Source organism: Enterobacter sp. PL_is514 (genome assembly GCF_055816715.1).
This window is the reverse complement of record NZ_JBVPGN010000024.1, coordinates 67,576-83,251: the sequence shown is the minus strand read 5'-3', so window position 1 is coordinate 83,251 and position 15,676 is coordinate 67,576. Positions and strand designations below refer to the sequence as shown.

Sequence of the window (15,676 nt, the reverse complement as noted above, 5' to 3'; positions counted from 1 at the left end):
ATGCTCGTGAATTAAACTTCGTAATGAATTACGTATGTTCACTCAGAGACTTGGTATTCATTTTTCGTCCGAGGACGTTAAGAATCCATGTCACTTTGAGTGCCCACACAGATTGTCTGATAAATTGTTAAAGAGCAGTGCCGCTTCGCTTTTCGCTGCGGCGCGGGGTGTGCATATTACGCTTTCCCGCTTCAGAGTCAAGCGTTTATTTTCGCTTTTCTCTGCTGACCCGGCGGCGTGTGTGCCGTTGTTCCGTGTCAGTGGAGGCGCATTATAGGGAGTTATTCTGAAGTGACAAGCACAAAATACAAAAAACTTTTCGTTCGCTCACTTTTCAAACTTAACGCTTATTTATGTCGCGAATCGTCCGTTAAATGTGCGATTTCTCGCGCAAAACTGGCTACCTGCGACCAGTCGGTATAAACCACTTCTTTACGCGTGTCGGTTTCGCCCCCCGTCATCTTCATAATAAGACGGATCATAAAGCGGTCATACCAGCGGTAGCGAGGGTAGCGCAGCGCGCCGGCAAAGACAGCGCACAGTTCAGGCTGCCACGGCGAGCTGAGTAAAAACTTGCGCGTGTAGCTGTTGGTCTGCGGCGTGCGCTTCTCGGGTTTACGCGCGACCAGATTGACCGAGTAAAATGCACCGGGCAGTTTATTGAGCACCGCCGTGTGCTTTTTCACAAAACGATCCAGCGCCGGATGGAAATGCCCGTAACGAATAGAAGCACCAATTACCACGCGGTCGTAATCCTGCCAGCTTATCTGCTCAACACGGTTTAGGTTCACCACATCCGAGTAAATCCCCAGCTCTTTTAATTCAGATGCCAGATACGCGGCAATCTCACGCGTTTGCCCGTCTCGCGTAGAGAAAAGAATCAGTGTTTTCATCAACGGCTCCTTACTCGCGCCAGAATGTAGGGGTGAACAGCACCAGCAGCGTAAAGACCTCAAGACGACCAAACAGCATATTGGCGATGAGGATCCATTTCGCGACCGGGTTCATACTGGCAAAGTTATCCGCCACAACCCCCAGGCCAGGCCCAAGGTTGTTCAATGTTGCGACAACGGAAGCAAAGGCGGAGAAATCATCCACTCCCGTCGCGATAATCGCCAGCATGCTGACGATAAAGACCAGCGCATACGCCGAGAAGAACCCCCACACCGCTTCGAGGATACGTTCCGGCAGCGCGCGGTTACCCAGCTTGATGCTGTAGACCGCGTTCGGGTGGACCAGGCGTTTCAGCTCACGGTTGCCCTGCTTGAACAGCAGCAGAATACGGATCACCTTCAGGCCACCGCCCGTCGACCCCGCACAGCCGCCGATAAACGCGGAACAGAGCAGAAGCACCGGCAGGAACAGCGGCCAGCGCGCGATGCTGTCCGTGGTAAACCCGGCGGTCGTCGCCATCGATACTACCTGGAAGAAGGCCTGGTTTAGCGTGGTCAACGCGGAGTTATAGACATCATGGAACCACAATACCAGTGTACAGATGATCACCAGCGTCAGCTGGACGCCAATGAACATGCGGAACTCTGGGTCACGCCAGTACACCTTCAGGCTGCGCCCGCTCAGTAAAGAGAAGTGCAGGCCGTAGTTACAGCCAGAGATCAGCAGGAAAATGGCAATAATCGTGTTAATCGTTGGGCTGTCGAAGTAGCCGACGCTGGCATCGTGGGTGGAGAACCCGCCGATAGCAATCGTCGCGAAGCTGTGTCCGATGGCGTCGAAAGCGGGCATCCCGGCAAACCATAGCGCCAGCGCACAGGCCACCGTCAGCAAGACATAGATAAGCCAGAGAGTTTTCGCCGTCTCAGCAATACGCGGGCGCATCTTGTTATCTTTCAGCGGTCCGGGCATTTCGGCGCGATAGAGCTGCATCCCACCAACGCCCAGAATAGGCAGAATGGCCACCGCCAGGACGATGATCCCCATCCCCCCGAACCACTGCAGCATCTGGCGATAAAAGAGAATGGCGTGCGGAAGTGAATCCAGCCCCACCAGCGTCGTCGCCCCGGTGGTCGTTAAACCGGAGAAGGATTCAAAAAAGGCATCCGTGATGCTCAGGTTAGGCTGTTCAGAGAAGATAAAGGGCAGCGAACCAACGCTCCCCAGCACCGTCCAGAACAGGACCACAATCAAAAAGCCTTCGCGAGATTTCAGCTCACCTTTCTGGCGACGGTTTGGCCACCACAGCAGCGAGCCAATCGCCAGCGCGACAAAGAAGGTCTGGGTAAATGCCCGCCCCGCGCCGTCCCGGTAGATAAGCGCCACCAGTCCAGGGAGAATCATCGTCCCGGAAAAGAGTATGACCAGCAGTCCAACGATTCGGGTTATGGCACGAAAATGCATCTCTGCCGCTTCCTTTGGTATTCAAAAGTGAGGTGGGGATTATTCTTCAATCGGCAGCAATTGCAACGAACCACGACTAAAATCAGCCAGTTTTGCTGAAAAAGCAGCCAGTTCCGCCTGAGGAAGCGCCACGCGTAATTGCACCATTGCCTGATATTCACTGTGTGCGATGACACCGTTAAACTGCCGCAGCAGCGCTTCAATACCCGATAGCTGGGCGTAATCGCATAATAAAGTATATTCGGTAAGCGGCGTTTTGCGGGTAGTGACCAGCATATTAAGCGCCTGCTGTACGCCCCCACCATAGGCTTTAACCAGCCCACCGGTGCCTAACAAAATGCCGCCGTAGTAGCGCACCACCACGGCGGTTATTTCGCCCACGCCGCTGCCCATTAGCTGGGAGAGCATGGGTTTACCGGCCGTGCCCGCCGGTTCACCGTCATCGGAAAACCCCAGCTGCTGCGAATCGTCCGGCGGCCCTGCTACCCACGCCACGCAGTGGTGACGGGCGTCAGGATGCTCAGCCCGGACGGACTCGACAAACGCTTTTGCCGCCTCTACGCCATCGGTATGCGCCAGCAGCGTAATAAAGCGGCTTTTCTTGATTTCCTCAACAAAGGTGACCGGTTCAGCCGGTATCAGCCAGCTTTCCATCAGGCCAGCTTCAGATCTCGCGTCATATTCTCGATACCGTTTTCGTGAACCACCACGTTATCTTCGATACGAATACCGCCAAACGGCTTCAGCGCGTCAATTTTTTCCCAGTTGAAGTGCTTGCTGAACTGGCCTTCACGCCACGGCGCCAGCAGGGATTCGATAAAGTAGATCCCCGGCTCAATCGTCAGCACCATACGCGGCTCCAGAATACGGGTGCAGCGCAGGTAAGGATATTTAGACGGTGCCGCCAGATGTGTACCGGTATCATCCTGCATAAAGCCCGCAACGTCGTGAACCTGCAGGCCCAGCGGATGGCCGATACCGTGCGGCATGAATGGCCCGGTCAGATCGTTCTCAACCAACGCCTCTTCGCTCATGTCTTTCACAATCTGATGCTTACGCAGCAGTTTTGCGATGCGCTGATGGAACTGGATGTGGTAATCCACATAGCTGGTACCCGCCTTCATGGTGCCAATCAGCGCCAGCTGTTCATCGTTCACGTCTTTAATCAGCTGCGCGAAATCGGTGTCCGCATTCGCCGCCCAGGTACGGGTCAGGTCAGCCGCGTAGCCGTTATACTCTGCCCCTGCGTCCAGCAGGAAGCTGCGCATTTCCGACGGAACCTGGTGATCCAGTTTGGTGTAGTGAAGCACAGACGCGTGCTCGTTGAGCGCGACAATGTTGCTGTACGGCACGTCGGTATCACGGTGACCTGTCGCGGTCAGATAGGCCTGATTGATGTCGAACTCGCTCATCCCCGACTGGAACGCTTCGTGCGCGGCACGGTGACCATTCACCGCCGTTTTTTGCGCTTCACGCATGCAGTAAAGTTCATAGTCGGTTTTATATGCGCGGTAATAGTGGAGGTAATCCAGCACCCCTTTCGGGTTGAGTTTGTCTGCCGCAATATCCAGGCCCAATGCACGCTCCGGAACAGGGCCAATATAGGCGATGTTGCCACGTGCGGCAGGCAGCTGGCCGCCAATACCGTCCGCTTTCGGCAGTGCAATCACATCAACCTCTTCCGTCCAGAAAGAGGTCGGCAGCGGTTCTACGTTGTGCCAGTAATCGACCGGCAGGTAGAACCACAGTTTCGGTTTGTTCACGCCATCCACCAGCAGCCAGCAATTTGGAACCTGCGTCACCGGTACCCAGGCTTTAAACTGCGGGTTCACCTTAAACGGATAAGCGTGGTCATCCAGAAAGGTATTCATCAGCTCGCCGGAGTGGATCAGCAGCGCATCCAGCTTAAAGCGGGCCAGTACATCGCGGGTACGTTCTTGTAGGGTAACGATATGATTTTTATAAAGCGAAGCCAGTGAGTCCATCATTCTTCCTTTCGTTTTTTTGACCTCAAGTCATCGCATCTTAGCACACCTCACTCCGGCTGCGTGATTTCCACCGACCGTGATCAATGCAGCATTTTCTTAATGAGTAATTTGCATTTTATTAACATAAATCCCACACTCCGATTCATCTGGTATGACCAGATCCAATTGCTGGATTCAGGAGACTGACATGCTCTACAAAGGCGACACCCTGTACCTCAACTGGCTGGAAGATGGCATTGCCGAACTGGTGTTCGATGCCCCCGGCTCAGTGAACAAGCTTGATACCGCGACGGTGGCCAGTCTTGGCCAGGCGCTGGATGTTCTTGAAAAACAACCTGAATTAAAAGGGCTGCTGCTGCGTTCGAACAAAGCGGCCTTTATCGTCGGTGCCGATATCACCGAGTTCCTTTCGCTGTTCCTGGTCCCGGAAGAACAGCTGAGCCAGTGGCTGCACTTTGCCAACAGCGTCTTTAATCGTCTGGAAGATCTGCCTGTCCCGACCATTTCCGCCGTTAACGGCTATGCGCTGGGCGGCGGCTGCGAGTGCGTGCTGGCGACAGACTATCGCCTGGCGACACCGGACCTGCGCATCGGCCTGCCGGAAACCAAGCTGGGCATCATGCCGGGCTTTGGCGGCTCCGTCCGTATGCCGCGCATGCTGGGTGCCGACAGCGCGCTGGAGATCATTGCCGCGGGTAAAGATGTCGGCGCAGAACAGGCACAGAAAATCGGTCTGGTCGACGGCGTTGTGAAACCTGAGAAGCTGGTTGAAGGTGCTGTCGCCATTCTGCGTCAGGCGATTAACGGCGATCTCGACTGGAAAGCCAAACGCCAGCCGAAGCTGGAACCGTTAAAACTCAGCAAGATTGAAGCCACCATGAGCTTCACCATCGCCAAAGGCATGGTGATGCAGACGGCGGGTAAACACTACCCGGCGCCAATCACGGCGGTGAAAACCATTGAAGCGGCTGCCCGTCTCGGACGCGATGACGCGCTGAAGCTCGAAAATCAGAGCTTTGTCCCGCTGGCGCACACCAATGAAGCCCGCGCGCTGGTCGGTATCTTCCTTAACGATCAGTTCGTGAAAGGCAAAGCCAAACAGCTGACCAAAAACGTTGAGACGCCAAAACATGCGGCGGTACTCGGCGCGGGCATTATGGGTGGCGGCATCGCTTACCAGTCGGCCTGGAAAGGCGTGCCGGTAGTGATGAAAGACATCAGCGAGAAATCCCTGACGCTGGGCATGACCGAAGCGGCCAAGCTGCTGAATAAACAGCTGGAACGCGGAAAAATTGACGGGCTGAAGCTTGCAGGCGTGATCTCCACCATTCAGCCCGTGCTGGAATACAGCGGTTTCGACCGTGTCGACGTGGTGGTCGAAGCCGTCGTCGAGAACCCGAAAGTTAAAAAAGCGGTGCTGGCGGAAACGGAAGACAAGGTTCGCCCGGATACCGTGCTGGCCTCTAACACCTCCACCATTCCAATCAGCGAACTGGCGAGCGTGCTGAAGCGTCCGGAAAACTTCTGCGGGATGCACTTCTTCAACCCGGTACACCGTATGCCGCTGGTCGAAGTGATCCGTGGGGAAAAAACCTCCGACGAAACCATCGCTAAAGTGGTGGCATGGGCAAGCAAGATGGGCAAAACGCCGATCGTCGTTAACGACTGCCCGGGCTTTTTCGTCAACCGCGTGCTTTTCCCTTACTTCGCCGGTTTCAGCCAGCTGCTGCGCGACGGCGCGGACTTCCGCAAAATCGACAAAGTGATGGAAAAACAGTTCGGCTGGCCGATGGGCCCGGCGTATCTGCTGGACGTGGTCGGCATTGATACCGCCCACCACGCTCAGGCGGTGATGGCGGCAGGCTTCCCGCTGCGTATGCAGAAAGATTATCGCGACGCCATTGACGCGCTGTTCGACGCTAACCGCTTCGGCCAGAAAAACGGCCTGGGCTTCTGGCGCTATAAAGAAGACAGCAAGGGCAAACCGAAGAAAGAAGAAGACGCGGCGGTGGATAGCCTGCTGGCCGATGTCAGTCAGCCGAAACGCGACTTCACCGACGACGAGATCATCGCCCGCATGATGATCCCGATGATCAACGAAGTGGTGCGTTGCCTCGAAGAAGGCATTATCGCCAGCCCGGCGGAAGCGGATATGGCGCTGGTATACGGCCTGGGCTTCCCTCCGTTCCACGGCGGCGCGTTCCGCTGGCTGGACACGCTCGGCAGCGCCCGCTATCTCGATATGGCTCAGCAGTATCAGCACCTCGGCCCGCTTTATGAGGTGCCGGAAGGGCTGCGTAACAAAGCGCGCCATAACGAACCCTACTATCCAGCAGTTGAGCCAGCCCGTCCGGTTGGCGAACTGAAAACGGCTTAAGGAGTCACAATGGAAAAGGTTGTCATTGTTGATGCGATTCGCACCCCGATGGGCCGTTCAAAAGGCGGTGCATTCCGTAACGTGCGTGCGGAAGACCTCTCCGCGCATCTGATGCGTAGCCTGCTGGCGCGTAACCCGGCGCTGGATCCTGCTGCGCTGGACGATATCTACTGGGGCTGCGTGCAGCAGACCCTGGAGCAAGGTTTCAACATCGCCCGTAACGCGTCGCTGCTGGCGGAGATCCCGCATTCGGTTCCGGCCGTCACCGTGAACCGCCTGTGCGGTTCGTCAATGCAGGCGCTGCACGACGCGGCGCGCATGATCATGACCGGCGATGCGCAGGCCTGTCTGGTGGGCGGCGTTGAGCACATGGGCCATGTGCCGATGAGCCACGGGGTCGATTTCCACCCGGGGATGAGCCGTAACGTGGCGAAAGCCGCGGGGATGATGGGTCTGACCGCCGAGATGCTTTCTCGTCTGCACGGCATCAGCCGTGAAATGCAGGATGCCTTTGCCGCGCGCTCTCACGCTCGCGCATGGGCGGCGACGCAGTCCGGTGCCTTTAAGAATGAGATCATCCCGACCGGCGGTCACGACGCAGACGGTGTACTGAAGCAGTTCAGCTACGACGAAGTCATCCGCCCGGAAACCACGGTCGAAGCGCTGTCTACCCTGCGCCCGGCGTTTGATCCGGTCACCGGTACGGTCACGGCGGGAACGTCGTCCGCCCTGTCCGACGGTGCCGCGGCGATGCTGGTGATGAGCGAAAGCCGTGCCCGCGAGCTGGGCTTAACCCCTCGCGCTCGGGTACGTTCGATGGCGGTTGTGGGCTGCGATCCTTCAATCATGGGTTACGGCCCGGTTCCGGCCTCGAAGCTGGCGCTGAAAAAAGCGGGATTAACCACCAGCGACATCGATCTGTTTGAGATGAATGAAGCCTTCGCCGCGCAGATCCTGCCGTGCATTAAAGATCTGGGGCTGATGGAGCAGATCGACGAGAAGATTAACCTCAACGGCGGCGCGATCGCCCTCGGTCACCCGCTGGGCTGTTCCGGGGCGCGTATCAGCACGACGCTGATCAACCTGATGGAACGCAAAGATGCCCAGTTTGGTCTGGCAACGATGTGTATCGGGCTAGGTCAGGGTATCGCGACGGTGTTTGAGAGAGTGTAGGTCTAATACGTAGGCCCGATAAGCATCGCGCCATCGGGCTTTTGCCGGGAGGCGCTGCGCTTTCCCGGCCTACGAGAGGTACCTCGCCGCCAGTGGCGTCACTGGCGAAGAGAGAGAGTTTAGTTGCCGTTCTTCCCGCCTGTCAGGGGCGGGTTTTTTATTTAAATGAAGGCAAACGCATCGCCAAACAGGCGGTCTTCACGCGCATCACGTTCGTTACAGAACAGATCGCGGGCAATTTTCGCCATCTCAAAACGGCCAGCGATATAGATATCGTGCCCAGCCAGCGTACCGTGATCCTGCAGCACCGCCGTCAGCACCGTACCGCTACGCCCGCGCCAGCCCTCTTCCGGCTGCTCAACCACCGGCTCAATGCGCAGGTTAGGATGGGTGACGCTCAGCGCTTCCAGTTCAGACAGGTCATACAGGTGTTTCTCTTCACGGCCACCCCAGTAGATCGTGATATCACGGTCAGGGTTACGCGCCAGGGCGGTCAACAGAATAGAGCGCACATAAGAGAAGCCGGTACCGCCAGCGATCAGGATCAGCGGACGGTCTTCGTCATCGCGCAGCCACGCATCACCGTGCGGAATATCCACCACGATTTCACGTTCCTTCAGGATGCGATCCATCACCGCCATCGCATACAGGTTAAGCTCTGACGCACCAATATGAAGCTCAATAAATTCCTGTTCCGCCGGCGTTGAGGCCATAGAGAAAGGACGCTTATCACGCTCATCCATCACAACCATCAGGTACTGACCCGCGCGGAAAGAGAATGGCGCTTCTGGCACTAAACGGACGCGATATACGGTGTCGGTGATGGCATCTACCGAGGTCACTTTACAGCTTAAGGTTGTCATTCGCTCTCTCTGTCGGGAAGTCTATAGGGCTTAACGGTCAGCTCAGGGTTTACCGTTATTCATTATGGCCAGCTCGTCCCAGATCGCGTCAATGCGCGCGGTCACAGCAGGATCTTTTTTGATCGGGCGACCCCATTCACGGTCGGTTTCGCCAGGCCATTTATTTGTGGCATCCAGTCCCATCTTTGAGCCAAGACCGGAAACCGGCGAGGCAAAATCCAGGTAATCAATCGGCGTGTTTTCGACTAACACCGTATCGCGCGCCGGGTCCATTCGCGTGGTAATGGCCCAGATTACGTCATTCCAGTCGCGGGCGTTAACGTCATCATCGCAGACAATAACAAATTTGGTATACATAAACTGGCGCAGGAAAGACCATACGCCCATCATCACGCGTTTAGCATGACCAGGATACTGCTTCTTCATCGTGACCACCGCCATGCGATACGAGCATCCTTCAGGCGGTAGATAAAAATCAACTATTTCCGGGAACTGCTTTTGCAGGATCGGCACAAACACTTCATTCAGCGCCACGCCCAGCACCGCCGGTTCGTCCGGTGGACGCCCGGTATACGTGGAGTGATAAATCGCATCTTCACGCTGCGTAATGTGCGTCACGGTAAACACCGGGAAGTTATCCACTTCGTTGTAATAGCCGGTGTGGTCGCCGTAAGGGCCTTCTGGCGCCATTTCCCCCTGCTCAATGTAACCTTCCAGCACAATTTCTGCACTGGCCGGGACTTCAAGATCGTTAGAGATACACTTCACGACTTCGGTTTTCGTTCCGCGCAGCAGGCCAGCAAAGGCATACTCCGAGAGCGTATCCGGTACGGGCGTGACGGCCCCGAGAATGGTGGCCGGATCGGCGCCCAGCGCAACGGACACCGGGAAACGTTCACCCGGATGCGCAGCACACCACTCCTGGAAATCCAGCGCGCCGCCGCGATGCGACAGCCAGCGCATAATGAGCTTATTCTTGCCAATCAACTGCTGGCGGTAAATACCGAGATTCTGGCGTTCTTTGTGCGGGCCGCGCGTGACGGTCAGTCCCCAGGTGATCAGCGGCGCGGCATCTTCCGGCCAGCACTGCATGACAGGGATTTTGGTCAGATCAACCGCATCGCCTTCCAGCACCTTCTGCTGGCACGGCGCGCCGCGCAGGCGTTTGGTGGGCATGTTCAGCACCTGCTTAAACTGCGGCAGTTTGTCGAACAGATCGCGGAAGCCTTTCGGCGGCTCCGGCTCTTTCAGGAAGGCCAGCAGCTTACCGACTTCACGCAGCGCCGTGACGTCCTCCTGACCCATCCCCAGTGCAACACGACGCGGTGTACCAAACAGGTTGCACAGTACCGGCATGGAGTACCCTTTCGGATTTTCAAACAGTAACGCGGGGCCACCGGCACGCAGGGTGCGGTCAGCAATTTCTGTCATCTCCAGATAAGGATCAACAGGAAGTGTAATACGTTTGAGTTCACCCTGCTTTTCCAGCAGCGTCAGGAAGTCGCGGAGATCGTGGTATTTCATGCAGTTAATCATGGCCTCTCTGTAAGCGCTTCATTATACGGCCTAAGCCTGCTTGATGCTGTAATTTTGTTAAATTAGCGTGAAGTTATGCGTTCTGTCCCATTTTCGCCCATTATAATCAACTTAGCGATCCCGCCAGGGTTTTGATATGCTTGCGCCCCGAACTAAGGGAAAGAGTGATTATGCAGGCCTGGTATTTACTGTATTGCAAACGCGGGCAACTTCAGCGCGCGCAGGAACATCTTGAACGTCAGTCTGTAAATTGCCTGACACCCGTGATCACGCTTGAAAAAATGCAGCGCGGGAAGCGCACAACCGTCAGTGAGCCGTTGTTCCCGAACTACCTGTTCGTGGAGTTCGACCCGGAAGTCATCCACACCACCACCATCAGCGCAACGCGTGGCGTCAGCCACTTCGTTCGTTTTGGTGCTCACCCGGCAACGGTTCCGTCGACGGTCATTCATCAGCTGTCGATTTATCAACAGCCTGAAGGGATCACCGACCCCGAAACCCCTTACACGGGCGATAGCGTCGTAATTACCGAAGGCGCTTTCGAAGGCCTGCAGGCGATTTTTGCCGAGCCGGACGGGGAAGCGCGCTCTATGCTGTTGCTCAATCTGCTCAACAAGCAGGTGCTGCAGAGCGTTAAAAACACCGACTTCCGCAAACTTTAAACGTTTATCCCGAACAGATTACGCGCGTTGTTATCCGTCTGCGCTGAAAGCCAGTGCGGATCCTCTCCGCGCCACTTCGCAACACTCTCAACAATGTGCCCCAGATACGCGGGCTCATTTCGCCGCGATGCCGGTTTGGGTTTCATATCGCGCGGTAGCAGATAGGGCGCATCGGTTTCAAGGAGCAACCGGTCAGCCGGGATCGCTGGCAACAGCTCCCGAAGTTCGAGCCCGCGACGCTCATCGCAAACCCAGCCAGTAACACCCAGATAAAGCCCTCGCTTCAGGCAATCCAGCGCTTCCTGTCGTGAACCGGTAAAGCAGTGGAGTACCGCGCCGGGCAGTTTCTCCAGCCACGGATCCAGAAGTGCCAGGAAACGCTCATGCGCGTCGCGGCAGTGCATAAATACGGGCATTCCAAGCTCTGCCGCCAGCGCAAGCTGGGCAGTGAACGCCTTTTCCTGCTCTTCAGGCGTGGAAAAGTTACGGTTGAAATCGAGACCGCATTCGCCGATCGCCACAACGGCTGGCGTCTTCGCCAGCCTGTACAGGGTGTCGCCACTTTCCGGGGTCCACTGGCTACTGTCGTGAGGATGTACACCAGCAGTAGACCAACAGCGATCGTAGCGTTGCGCCAGCTGCTGCGCCTGCTCGCTCTCATGCAGGTTGGTGCCCGTCAGCAGCAGCCCTTTCACCCCGGCAGCAAACGCACGCGCAACTACCTCATCACGATCTTTCGCAAACTGCGAGCTGGTCAGATTGAGTCCGATATCAAACATGCAAATCCCCATATAACAACCGCCCTGACGGGCGGCTGGTTTTACTCTTCAGTGGTCTTGTCGGACGTATCGTCTTCATCATCCGCTCGACGTCCTTTACCCACGTAGAAACGCGAGAAGAAGACGCCAACCTCAAACAGACAGTACATCGGTATGGCCAGCAGCGTCTGCGAGAACACATCCGGCGGTGTCAGCAGCATGCCGACCACAAAGGCGCCCACCAGGATATACGGACGCTTCTTACGCAGGTCATCCGGGGTTGTTACCCCTACCCAGCAAAGCAGCACAATGGCCACCGGCACTTCGAATGCCACGCCAAACGCCATAAACAGCGCCATCACAAAGCTGAGGTAGCTGGCGATATCCGTCGACACCTGGACCCCTTCCGGCGCGGTATGCGTCAGGAAGCCGAAGGCCAGCGGGAAGACAACGAAATAGGCAAACGCCATGCCGATGTAGAACAGCAGCGAGCTGGACACCAGCAGCGGGATCACCAGCTTGCGTTCGTGCTTATACAGTGCTGGCGCCACAAACGCCCACACCTGATAAAGAATGACCGGCGCTGAGGCAATCAACGACACCCAGAAGGTCAGCTTGATGGGGGTGAAGAACGGAGAAGCAACGTCTGTTGCAATCATCGTTGCGCCCAGCGGCATCTGCTTGATCAGCGGTGCAGAGACCACCTGATAGATATCGTTGGCAAAATAGACCAGGCACAGAAATATGAGTAAAACCGCAATAATGCAGTTTAACAGGCGCTTACGCAGCTCAATGAGGTGCGCAATCAGCGGTTGAGTATCATCTACTGCCATGTTTACGCTTTATCACTCGACGAGGGGGATGATTCGGAAACGGACGCAGCGGGCTTCACTTCCACCGTTTTTGCCACCGGCTCTTCCGGCTGCACCTGTTTTTTCACTTCGGTTTCCTGCGGCGTCTGTTCTGGCGCGGCAGCCTGATGTTCTGCGCTGGCAGGCGTTACGCCCTCGCGCTGCTCCTCGCTGCCCTTCACCACCGGGTTATGGATGGTATTCGCTTCATCGCTCGCTTTTTCAGGATCGTTAACGCTATAGGAGCGCTTCATCGATTCCGCCGCTTCGCGCAGCTCATCCATTGACGCTTTCAGTTCCGGCGTCAGGTTATCCATGCTCGCCTTCTCAACCTTTTTCAGGCTTTCCTGAAATTCCTGCAGCTTAAGCTCCTGCGCCAGCTCATTCTGAACGGTCGATGCCAGCGATCTCAGCGCACGAACCCAGCCCGCAACGGTTTTCACTGCCACCGGCAGACGCTGCGGCCCCAGCACAATCAGGCCAATCACAAAGACCAGCAGGAGCTCACTAAAACCAATGTCGAACACGACTTACACCTGCTCTTTATCGTGGCGTTTAGCGTCTTCCTTTTTGGCTTCTTCCTGCTTATCGGCGATGGACTTAGCAGTAAAATCAGCGTCCTGGCTGGTTTTATCCTGCTTGCTCTCATCATCGCTCATCGCTTTCTTGAAGCCTTTGATAGACGCGCCCAGATCGGAACCAATAGAACCGAGCTTTTTGGTGCCAAACAGCAGCACGACGATGACGGCAATGATCAACAATTGCCAGATACTGATACCACCCATACATGTTCCTCAGGGATAGATGATTAATTAGTCAGGTCGCATTATACGTATGCGACCCGTCGATAGCGACGCAAACTCAGCGCGTTTTTCGCCATCCGGCAAGCCAGACAACCACCCCGGCGGCCATCAGCCAGGCGGGCATCATCTGCCAGTCCGGACGGTTGATCAGCAGCAGCGTACCGCTCAGCAGCAGCGTTGCGCCAATCCCAAAGAGATAGCGTGACTGGCCCTGGCGAACCCGGCTGGACTGAAGCTCGCGGGCGATTTTATCCATGCTGTGCTGAAGGTTCTTGCTCTGACGCAAACTGTCATAAACCAGTTCAGGAATTTCAGGCATTTTTTCTATCCAGAACGGGCCTTTCTCTTTCAGCGAGCGCACCAGCGCCGGAATGCCAACCTGATCCTTAATCCAGGATTCAAGGAAAGGTTTCGCGGTCTTCCACAAGTCTAACTGAGGATAGAGCTGTCGGCCTACACCCTCAACGTAAAGTAATGTTTTCTGAAGTAAAACTAGCTGTGGCTGAACTTCCATATTAAAGCGGCGAGCCGTGTTGAACAGGTTTAACAGCACGTGCCCGAAGGAGATTTCCGCCAGCGGTTTTTCAAAAATCGGTTCACAAACGGTCCGGATCGCGAACTCGAACTCTTCGACGTTGGTGTCAGGCGGCACCCAGCCGGAATCGACGTGCAACTCGGCCACCTTACGGTAGTCGCGGTTGAAGAACGCGATGAAGTTCTCTGCCAGATACCGTTTATCTTCCTTGTTCAGCGACCCCACAATCCCGCAGTCGATACCGATGTACTTCGGATCCTCAGGGTGTTCGTAGCTCACGAAGATATTGCCCGGATGCATGTCCGCATGGAAAAAGCTGTCGCGGAACACCTGGGTAAAGAAGACCTGTACCCCACGCTCGGCCAACAGCTTCATGTTCGTTCCCTGCTTCTCCAGGGCCACCACATCCGAAACCGGAATACCGTAGATACGCTCCATCACCATCATGTTCTGGCTGCAGTAGTCAGAATAGACTTCAGGTACGTAGAGCATCGGGCTGTTTTCAAAGTTGCGACGCAGTTGAATAGCGTTTGCCGATTCACGCAGCAGGTTAAGCTCATCAATCAGCGTTTTTTCGTATTCCCGCACCACTTCCAGTGGACGAAGGCGACGCCCGTCCGGCAGCAAGCGCGGCACCCAGCGCGCCAGACGATAAATCAGCTTCATGTCCGCTTTGATGATGGGCAGGATGTCCGGACGAATGACCTTAATAACGACTTCTTTGCCGTTTTCTTTCAGACGTGCGGTATGCACCTGCGCGATAGAGGCCGATGCCAGTGGGTGAATGTCGAAATCGTCAAACCAGGTCTCGACGGGTACATTTCCCATCGCCTCTTCAATTTGCTTTTTCGCGCGCGCACCGTCAAACGGTGCGACGCGATCCTGCAGCATCGCGAGCTCATCGGCAATAAGCGGCGGGAAGAGATCGCGGCGGGTCGACAACATCTGTCCGAATTTAATCCAAACCGGACCGAGCTCCTGCAGCGCGAGACGCAGACGCTCACCCAGCGGTTGACCTTTATGGCGATTGGGCATCCAGAACAGCATCCGCCGCCAGATACGAAGCGGCAGCGTGATACGCATTTTGGGGATAAGCTCGTCGAGCCCGTAGCTCAAAAAGGTGCGAATAATAAAATAGAGGCGCCGAATTTCACCAGGCGTCATTTGCCCTCCAGTTTTTCCAGCCGTTTGGTTAACGCATCAACCGCACGTTCAACAGCAGCGGTCTCTTCCGCAAACCACGCCACTTCCAATGGCCCGGGTGCCATTCGCCACTCCTCCGTCAGCACTTCCGCCGCATAGCGTTGCTGACGATGCAGGCTTTTACGCGCAAAGGAGGCGCCACCATGAAGGACTTTCCCGATGCCTTCAGCGGCGATGTCGCCGATAAAAGGCGCGAGCAGCTCTGCCGGGTCGAACTCCGCCAGATCGGTGAGCGCAACGAAGTTCTGCACGACCTGAATGTCGCCTTCCACTTCCAGCTCACCGCTGCGGATAAGCGCCGTTAATTGCTGGCGATCGCGCAGTTTTGGCAGCACGCTCATGTGCGTGATGACCGAGCAGTCGGCTTCACCTTCCCACTCCCCCAGTACGTCAAGCTGGCGTTCGCTGAAGACCAGTACAAGCGGCGTCGATAACTCTTTTAAAACAATGCGCAATACCTTCCCGTTTAGCCGCTGACGCGCAGCTTTCAGCGCCGGAGCGCGATACAGGAAAGCATTCAGTACATTCTCGATGCCTGCGGAGACTAAGGGTTTAAAGGGCACGGGACACCT

The 15,676-nt window shown here is 56.0% G+C and carries 15 protein-coding genes; 3 read left to right on the top strand and 12 right to left on the bottom strand.

Annotated features, from left to right (window positions below):
• Positions 1-347 precede the first annotated feature (347 nt).
• Genes hemG through pepQ form a run of 4 tightly spaced genes read right to left on the bottom strand, consistent with a single transcriptional unit; the run spans position 348 to position 4,340 of the window.
• Positions 348-893: a menaquinone-dependent protoporphyrinogen IX dehydrogenase gene (hemG, locus tag AC0TNG_RS02075; RefSeq protein WP_024908008.1), complete on the bottom strand. Its 546-nt coding sequence runs from the start codon at positions 891-893 to the stop codon at positions 348-350.
• Between the two features lie 10 nt (positions 894-903).
• On the bottom strand, positions 904-2,355 hold the full coding sequence (gene trkH, locus AC0TNG_RS02070; protein WP_023309600.1) for a Trk system potassium transporter TrkH: 1,452 nt from the start codon (positions 2,353-2,355) through the stop codon (positions 904-906).
• Positions 2,356-2,394: 39 nt separating this feature from the next.
• Positions 2,395-3,009 (bottom strand): IMPACT family protein, encoded by a 615-nt coding sequence (locus AC0TNG_RS02065; protein ID WP_024908007.1) that lies wholly within the window; start codon positions 3,007-3,009, stop codon positions 2,395-2,397.
• Entirely contained in the window at positions 3,009-4,340 is a 1,332-nt protein-coding gene (pepQ, locus tag AC0TNG_RS02060; protein WP_473701827.1) for a Xaa-Pro dipeptidase, read from the bottom strand. Before pepQ ends, AC0TNG_RS02065 begins: the two co-directional genes overlap by 1 nt.
• A gap of 190 nt (positions 4,341-4,530) precedes the next feature.
• Here pepQ and fadB point away from each other — a divergent pair, with 190 nt between their 5' ends.
• The gene (fadB, locus tag AC0TNG_RS02055; RefSeq protein ID WP_473712431.1) at positions 4,531-6,720 is read left to right on the top strand and encodes a fatty acid oxidation complex subunit alpha FadB; all 2,190 of its coding nucleotides are present in this window, start codon (positions 4,531-4,533) and stop codon (positions 6,718-6,720) included.
• 9 nt (positions 6,721-6,729) lie between these two features.
• Positions 6,730-7,893 carry an acetyl-CoA C-acyltransferase FadA gene (gene fadA, locus AC0TNG_RS02050; protein WP_024908004.1) on the top strand — a complete coding sequence of 388 codons (1,164 nt, stop codon included), beginning with the start codon at positions 6,730-6,732 and terminating at the stop codon, positions 7,891-7,893.
• 161 nt (positions 7,894-8,054) lie between these two features.
• On the opposite strand, the gene fre is transcribed toward fadA, so the two are convergent.
• Complete coding sequence (gene fre / locus AC0TNG_RS02045) at positions 8,055-8,756, bottom strand: NAD(P)H-flavin reductase (RefSeq protein ID WP_008501516.1); 702 nt, start codon at positions 8,754-8,756, stop codon at positions 8,055-8,057.
• A gap of 42 nt (positions 8,757-8,798) precedes the next feature.
• Positions 8,799-10,289 carry a 4-hydroxy-3-polyprenylbenzoate decarboxylase gene (ubiD, locus tag AC0TNG_RS02040; protein WP_196243980.1) on the bottom strand — a complete coding sequence of 497 codons (1,491 nt, stop codon included), beginning with the start codon at positions 10,287-10,289 and terminating at the stop codon, positions 8,799-8,801.
• A 173-nt stretch (positions 10,290-10,462) separates the two neighbouring features.
• On the opposite strand from ubiD, the gene rfaH reads away from it, so the two are divergent.
• A complete protein-coding gene (rfaH, locus tag AC0TNG_RS02035; RefSeq protein ID WP_023309605.1) occupies positions 10,463-10,954 on the top strand; it encodes a transcription/translation regulatory transformer protein RfaH in 492 nt (163 codons plus the stop codon).
• Here the strand turns inward: rfaH and tatD are convergent.
• From tatD to ubiJ, 6 genes are all read right to left on the bottom strand, one after another.
• Complete coding sequence (tatD, locus tag AC0TNG_RS02030; protein WP_473712430.1) at positions 10,951-11,733, bottom strand: 3'-5' ssDNA/RNA exonuclease TatD; 783 nt, start codon at positions 11,731-11,733, stop codon at positions 10,951-10,953. The two genes, rfaH and tatD, sit on opposite strands and share 4 nt — an antisense overlap.
• 41 nt (positions 11,734-11,774) lie before the next feature.
• Complete coding sequence (gene tatC / locus AC0TNG_RS02025; RefSeq protein WP_032646063.1) at positions 11,775-12,545, bottom strand: Sec-independent protein translocase subunit TatC; 771 nt, start codon at positions 12,543-12,545, stop codon at positions 11,775-11,777.
• A gap of 2 nt (positions 12,546-12,547) precedes the next feature.
• Positions 12,548-13,090, bottom strand: a complete 543-nt coding sequence (tatB, locus tag AC0TNG_RS02020) for a Sec-independent protein translocase protein TatB (protein ID WP_473712429.1) — start codon at positions 13,088-13,090, stop codon at positions 12,548-12,550.
• 3 nt (positions 13,091-13,093) lie between these two features.
• Positions 13,094-13,348 (bottom strand): Sec-independent protein translocase subunit TatA, encoded by a 255-nt coding sequence (gene tatA / locus AC0TNG_RS02015; RefSeq protein ID WP_024908000.1) that lies wholly within the window; start codon positions 13,346-13,348, stop codon positions 13,094-13,096.
• 76 nt (positions 13,349-13,424) lie between these two features.
• Positions 13,425-15,065 carry a ubiquinone biosynthesis regulatory protein kinase UbiB gene (gene ubiB, locus AC0TNG_RS02010; RefSeq protein ID WP_024907999.1) on the bottom strand — a complete coding sequence of 547 codons (1,641 nt, stop codon included), beginning with the start codon at positions 15,063-15,065 and terminating at the stop codon, positions 13,425-13,427.
• On the bottom strand, positions 15,062-15,667 hold the full coding sequence (gene ubiJ / locus AC0TNG_RS02005; protein WP_061716323.1) for a ubiquinone biosynthesis protein UbiJ: 606 nt from the start codon (positions 15,665-15,667) through the stop codon (positions 15,062-15,064). Before ubiJ ends, ubiB begins: the two co-directional genes overlap by 4 nt.
• Between the last annotated feature and the right edge of the window lie 9 nt (positions 15,668-15,676).

Coding starts and splice junctions, on each gene's coding strand:
- hemG (WP_024908008.1), bottom strand. CDS start 893: ATGAAAACACTGATTCTTTTCTCTACGCGAGACGGGCAAACGCGTGAG.
- trkH (WP_023309600.1), bottom strand. CDS start 2,355: ATGCATTTTCGTGCCATAACCCGAATCGTTGGACTGCTGGTCATACTC.
- AC0TNG_RS02065 (WP_024908007.1), bottom strand. CDS start 3,009: ATGGAAAGCTGGCTGATACCGGCTGAACCGGTCACCTTTGTTGAGGAA.
- pepQ (WP_473701827.1), bottom strand. CDS start 4,340: ATGGACTCACTGGCTTCGCTTTATAAAAATCATATCGTTACCCTACAA.
- fadB (WP_473712431.1), top strand. CDS start 4,531: ATGCTCTACAAAGGCGACACCCTGTACCTCAACTGGCTGGAAGATGGC.
- fadA (WP_024908004.1), top strand. CDS start 6,730: ATGGAAAAGGTTGTCATTGTTGATGCGATTCGCACCCCGATGGGCCGT.
- fre (WP_008501516.1), bottom strand. CDS start 8,756: ATGACAACCTTAAGCTGTAAAGTGACCTCGGTAGATGCCATCACCGAC.
- rfaH (WP_023309605.1), top strand. CDS start 10,463: ATGCAGGCCTGGTATTTACTGTATTGCAAACGCGGGCAACTTCAGCGC.
- tatD (WP_473712430.1), bottom strand. CDS start 11,733: ATGTTTGATATCGGACTCAATCTGACCAGCTCGCAGTTTGCGAAAGAT.
- tatC (WP_032646063.1), bottom strand. CDS start 12,545: ATGGCAGTAGATGATACTCAACCGCTGATTGCGCACCTCATTGAGCTG.
- tatA (WP_024908000.1), bottom strand. CDS start 13,348: ATGGGTGGTATCAGTATCTGGCAATTGTTGATCATTGCCGTCATCGTC.
- ubiB (WP_024907999.1), bottom strand. CDS start 15,065: ATGACGCCTGGTGAAATTCGGCGCCTCTATTTTATTATTCGCACCTTT.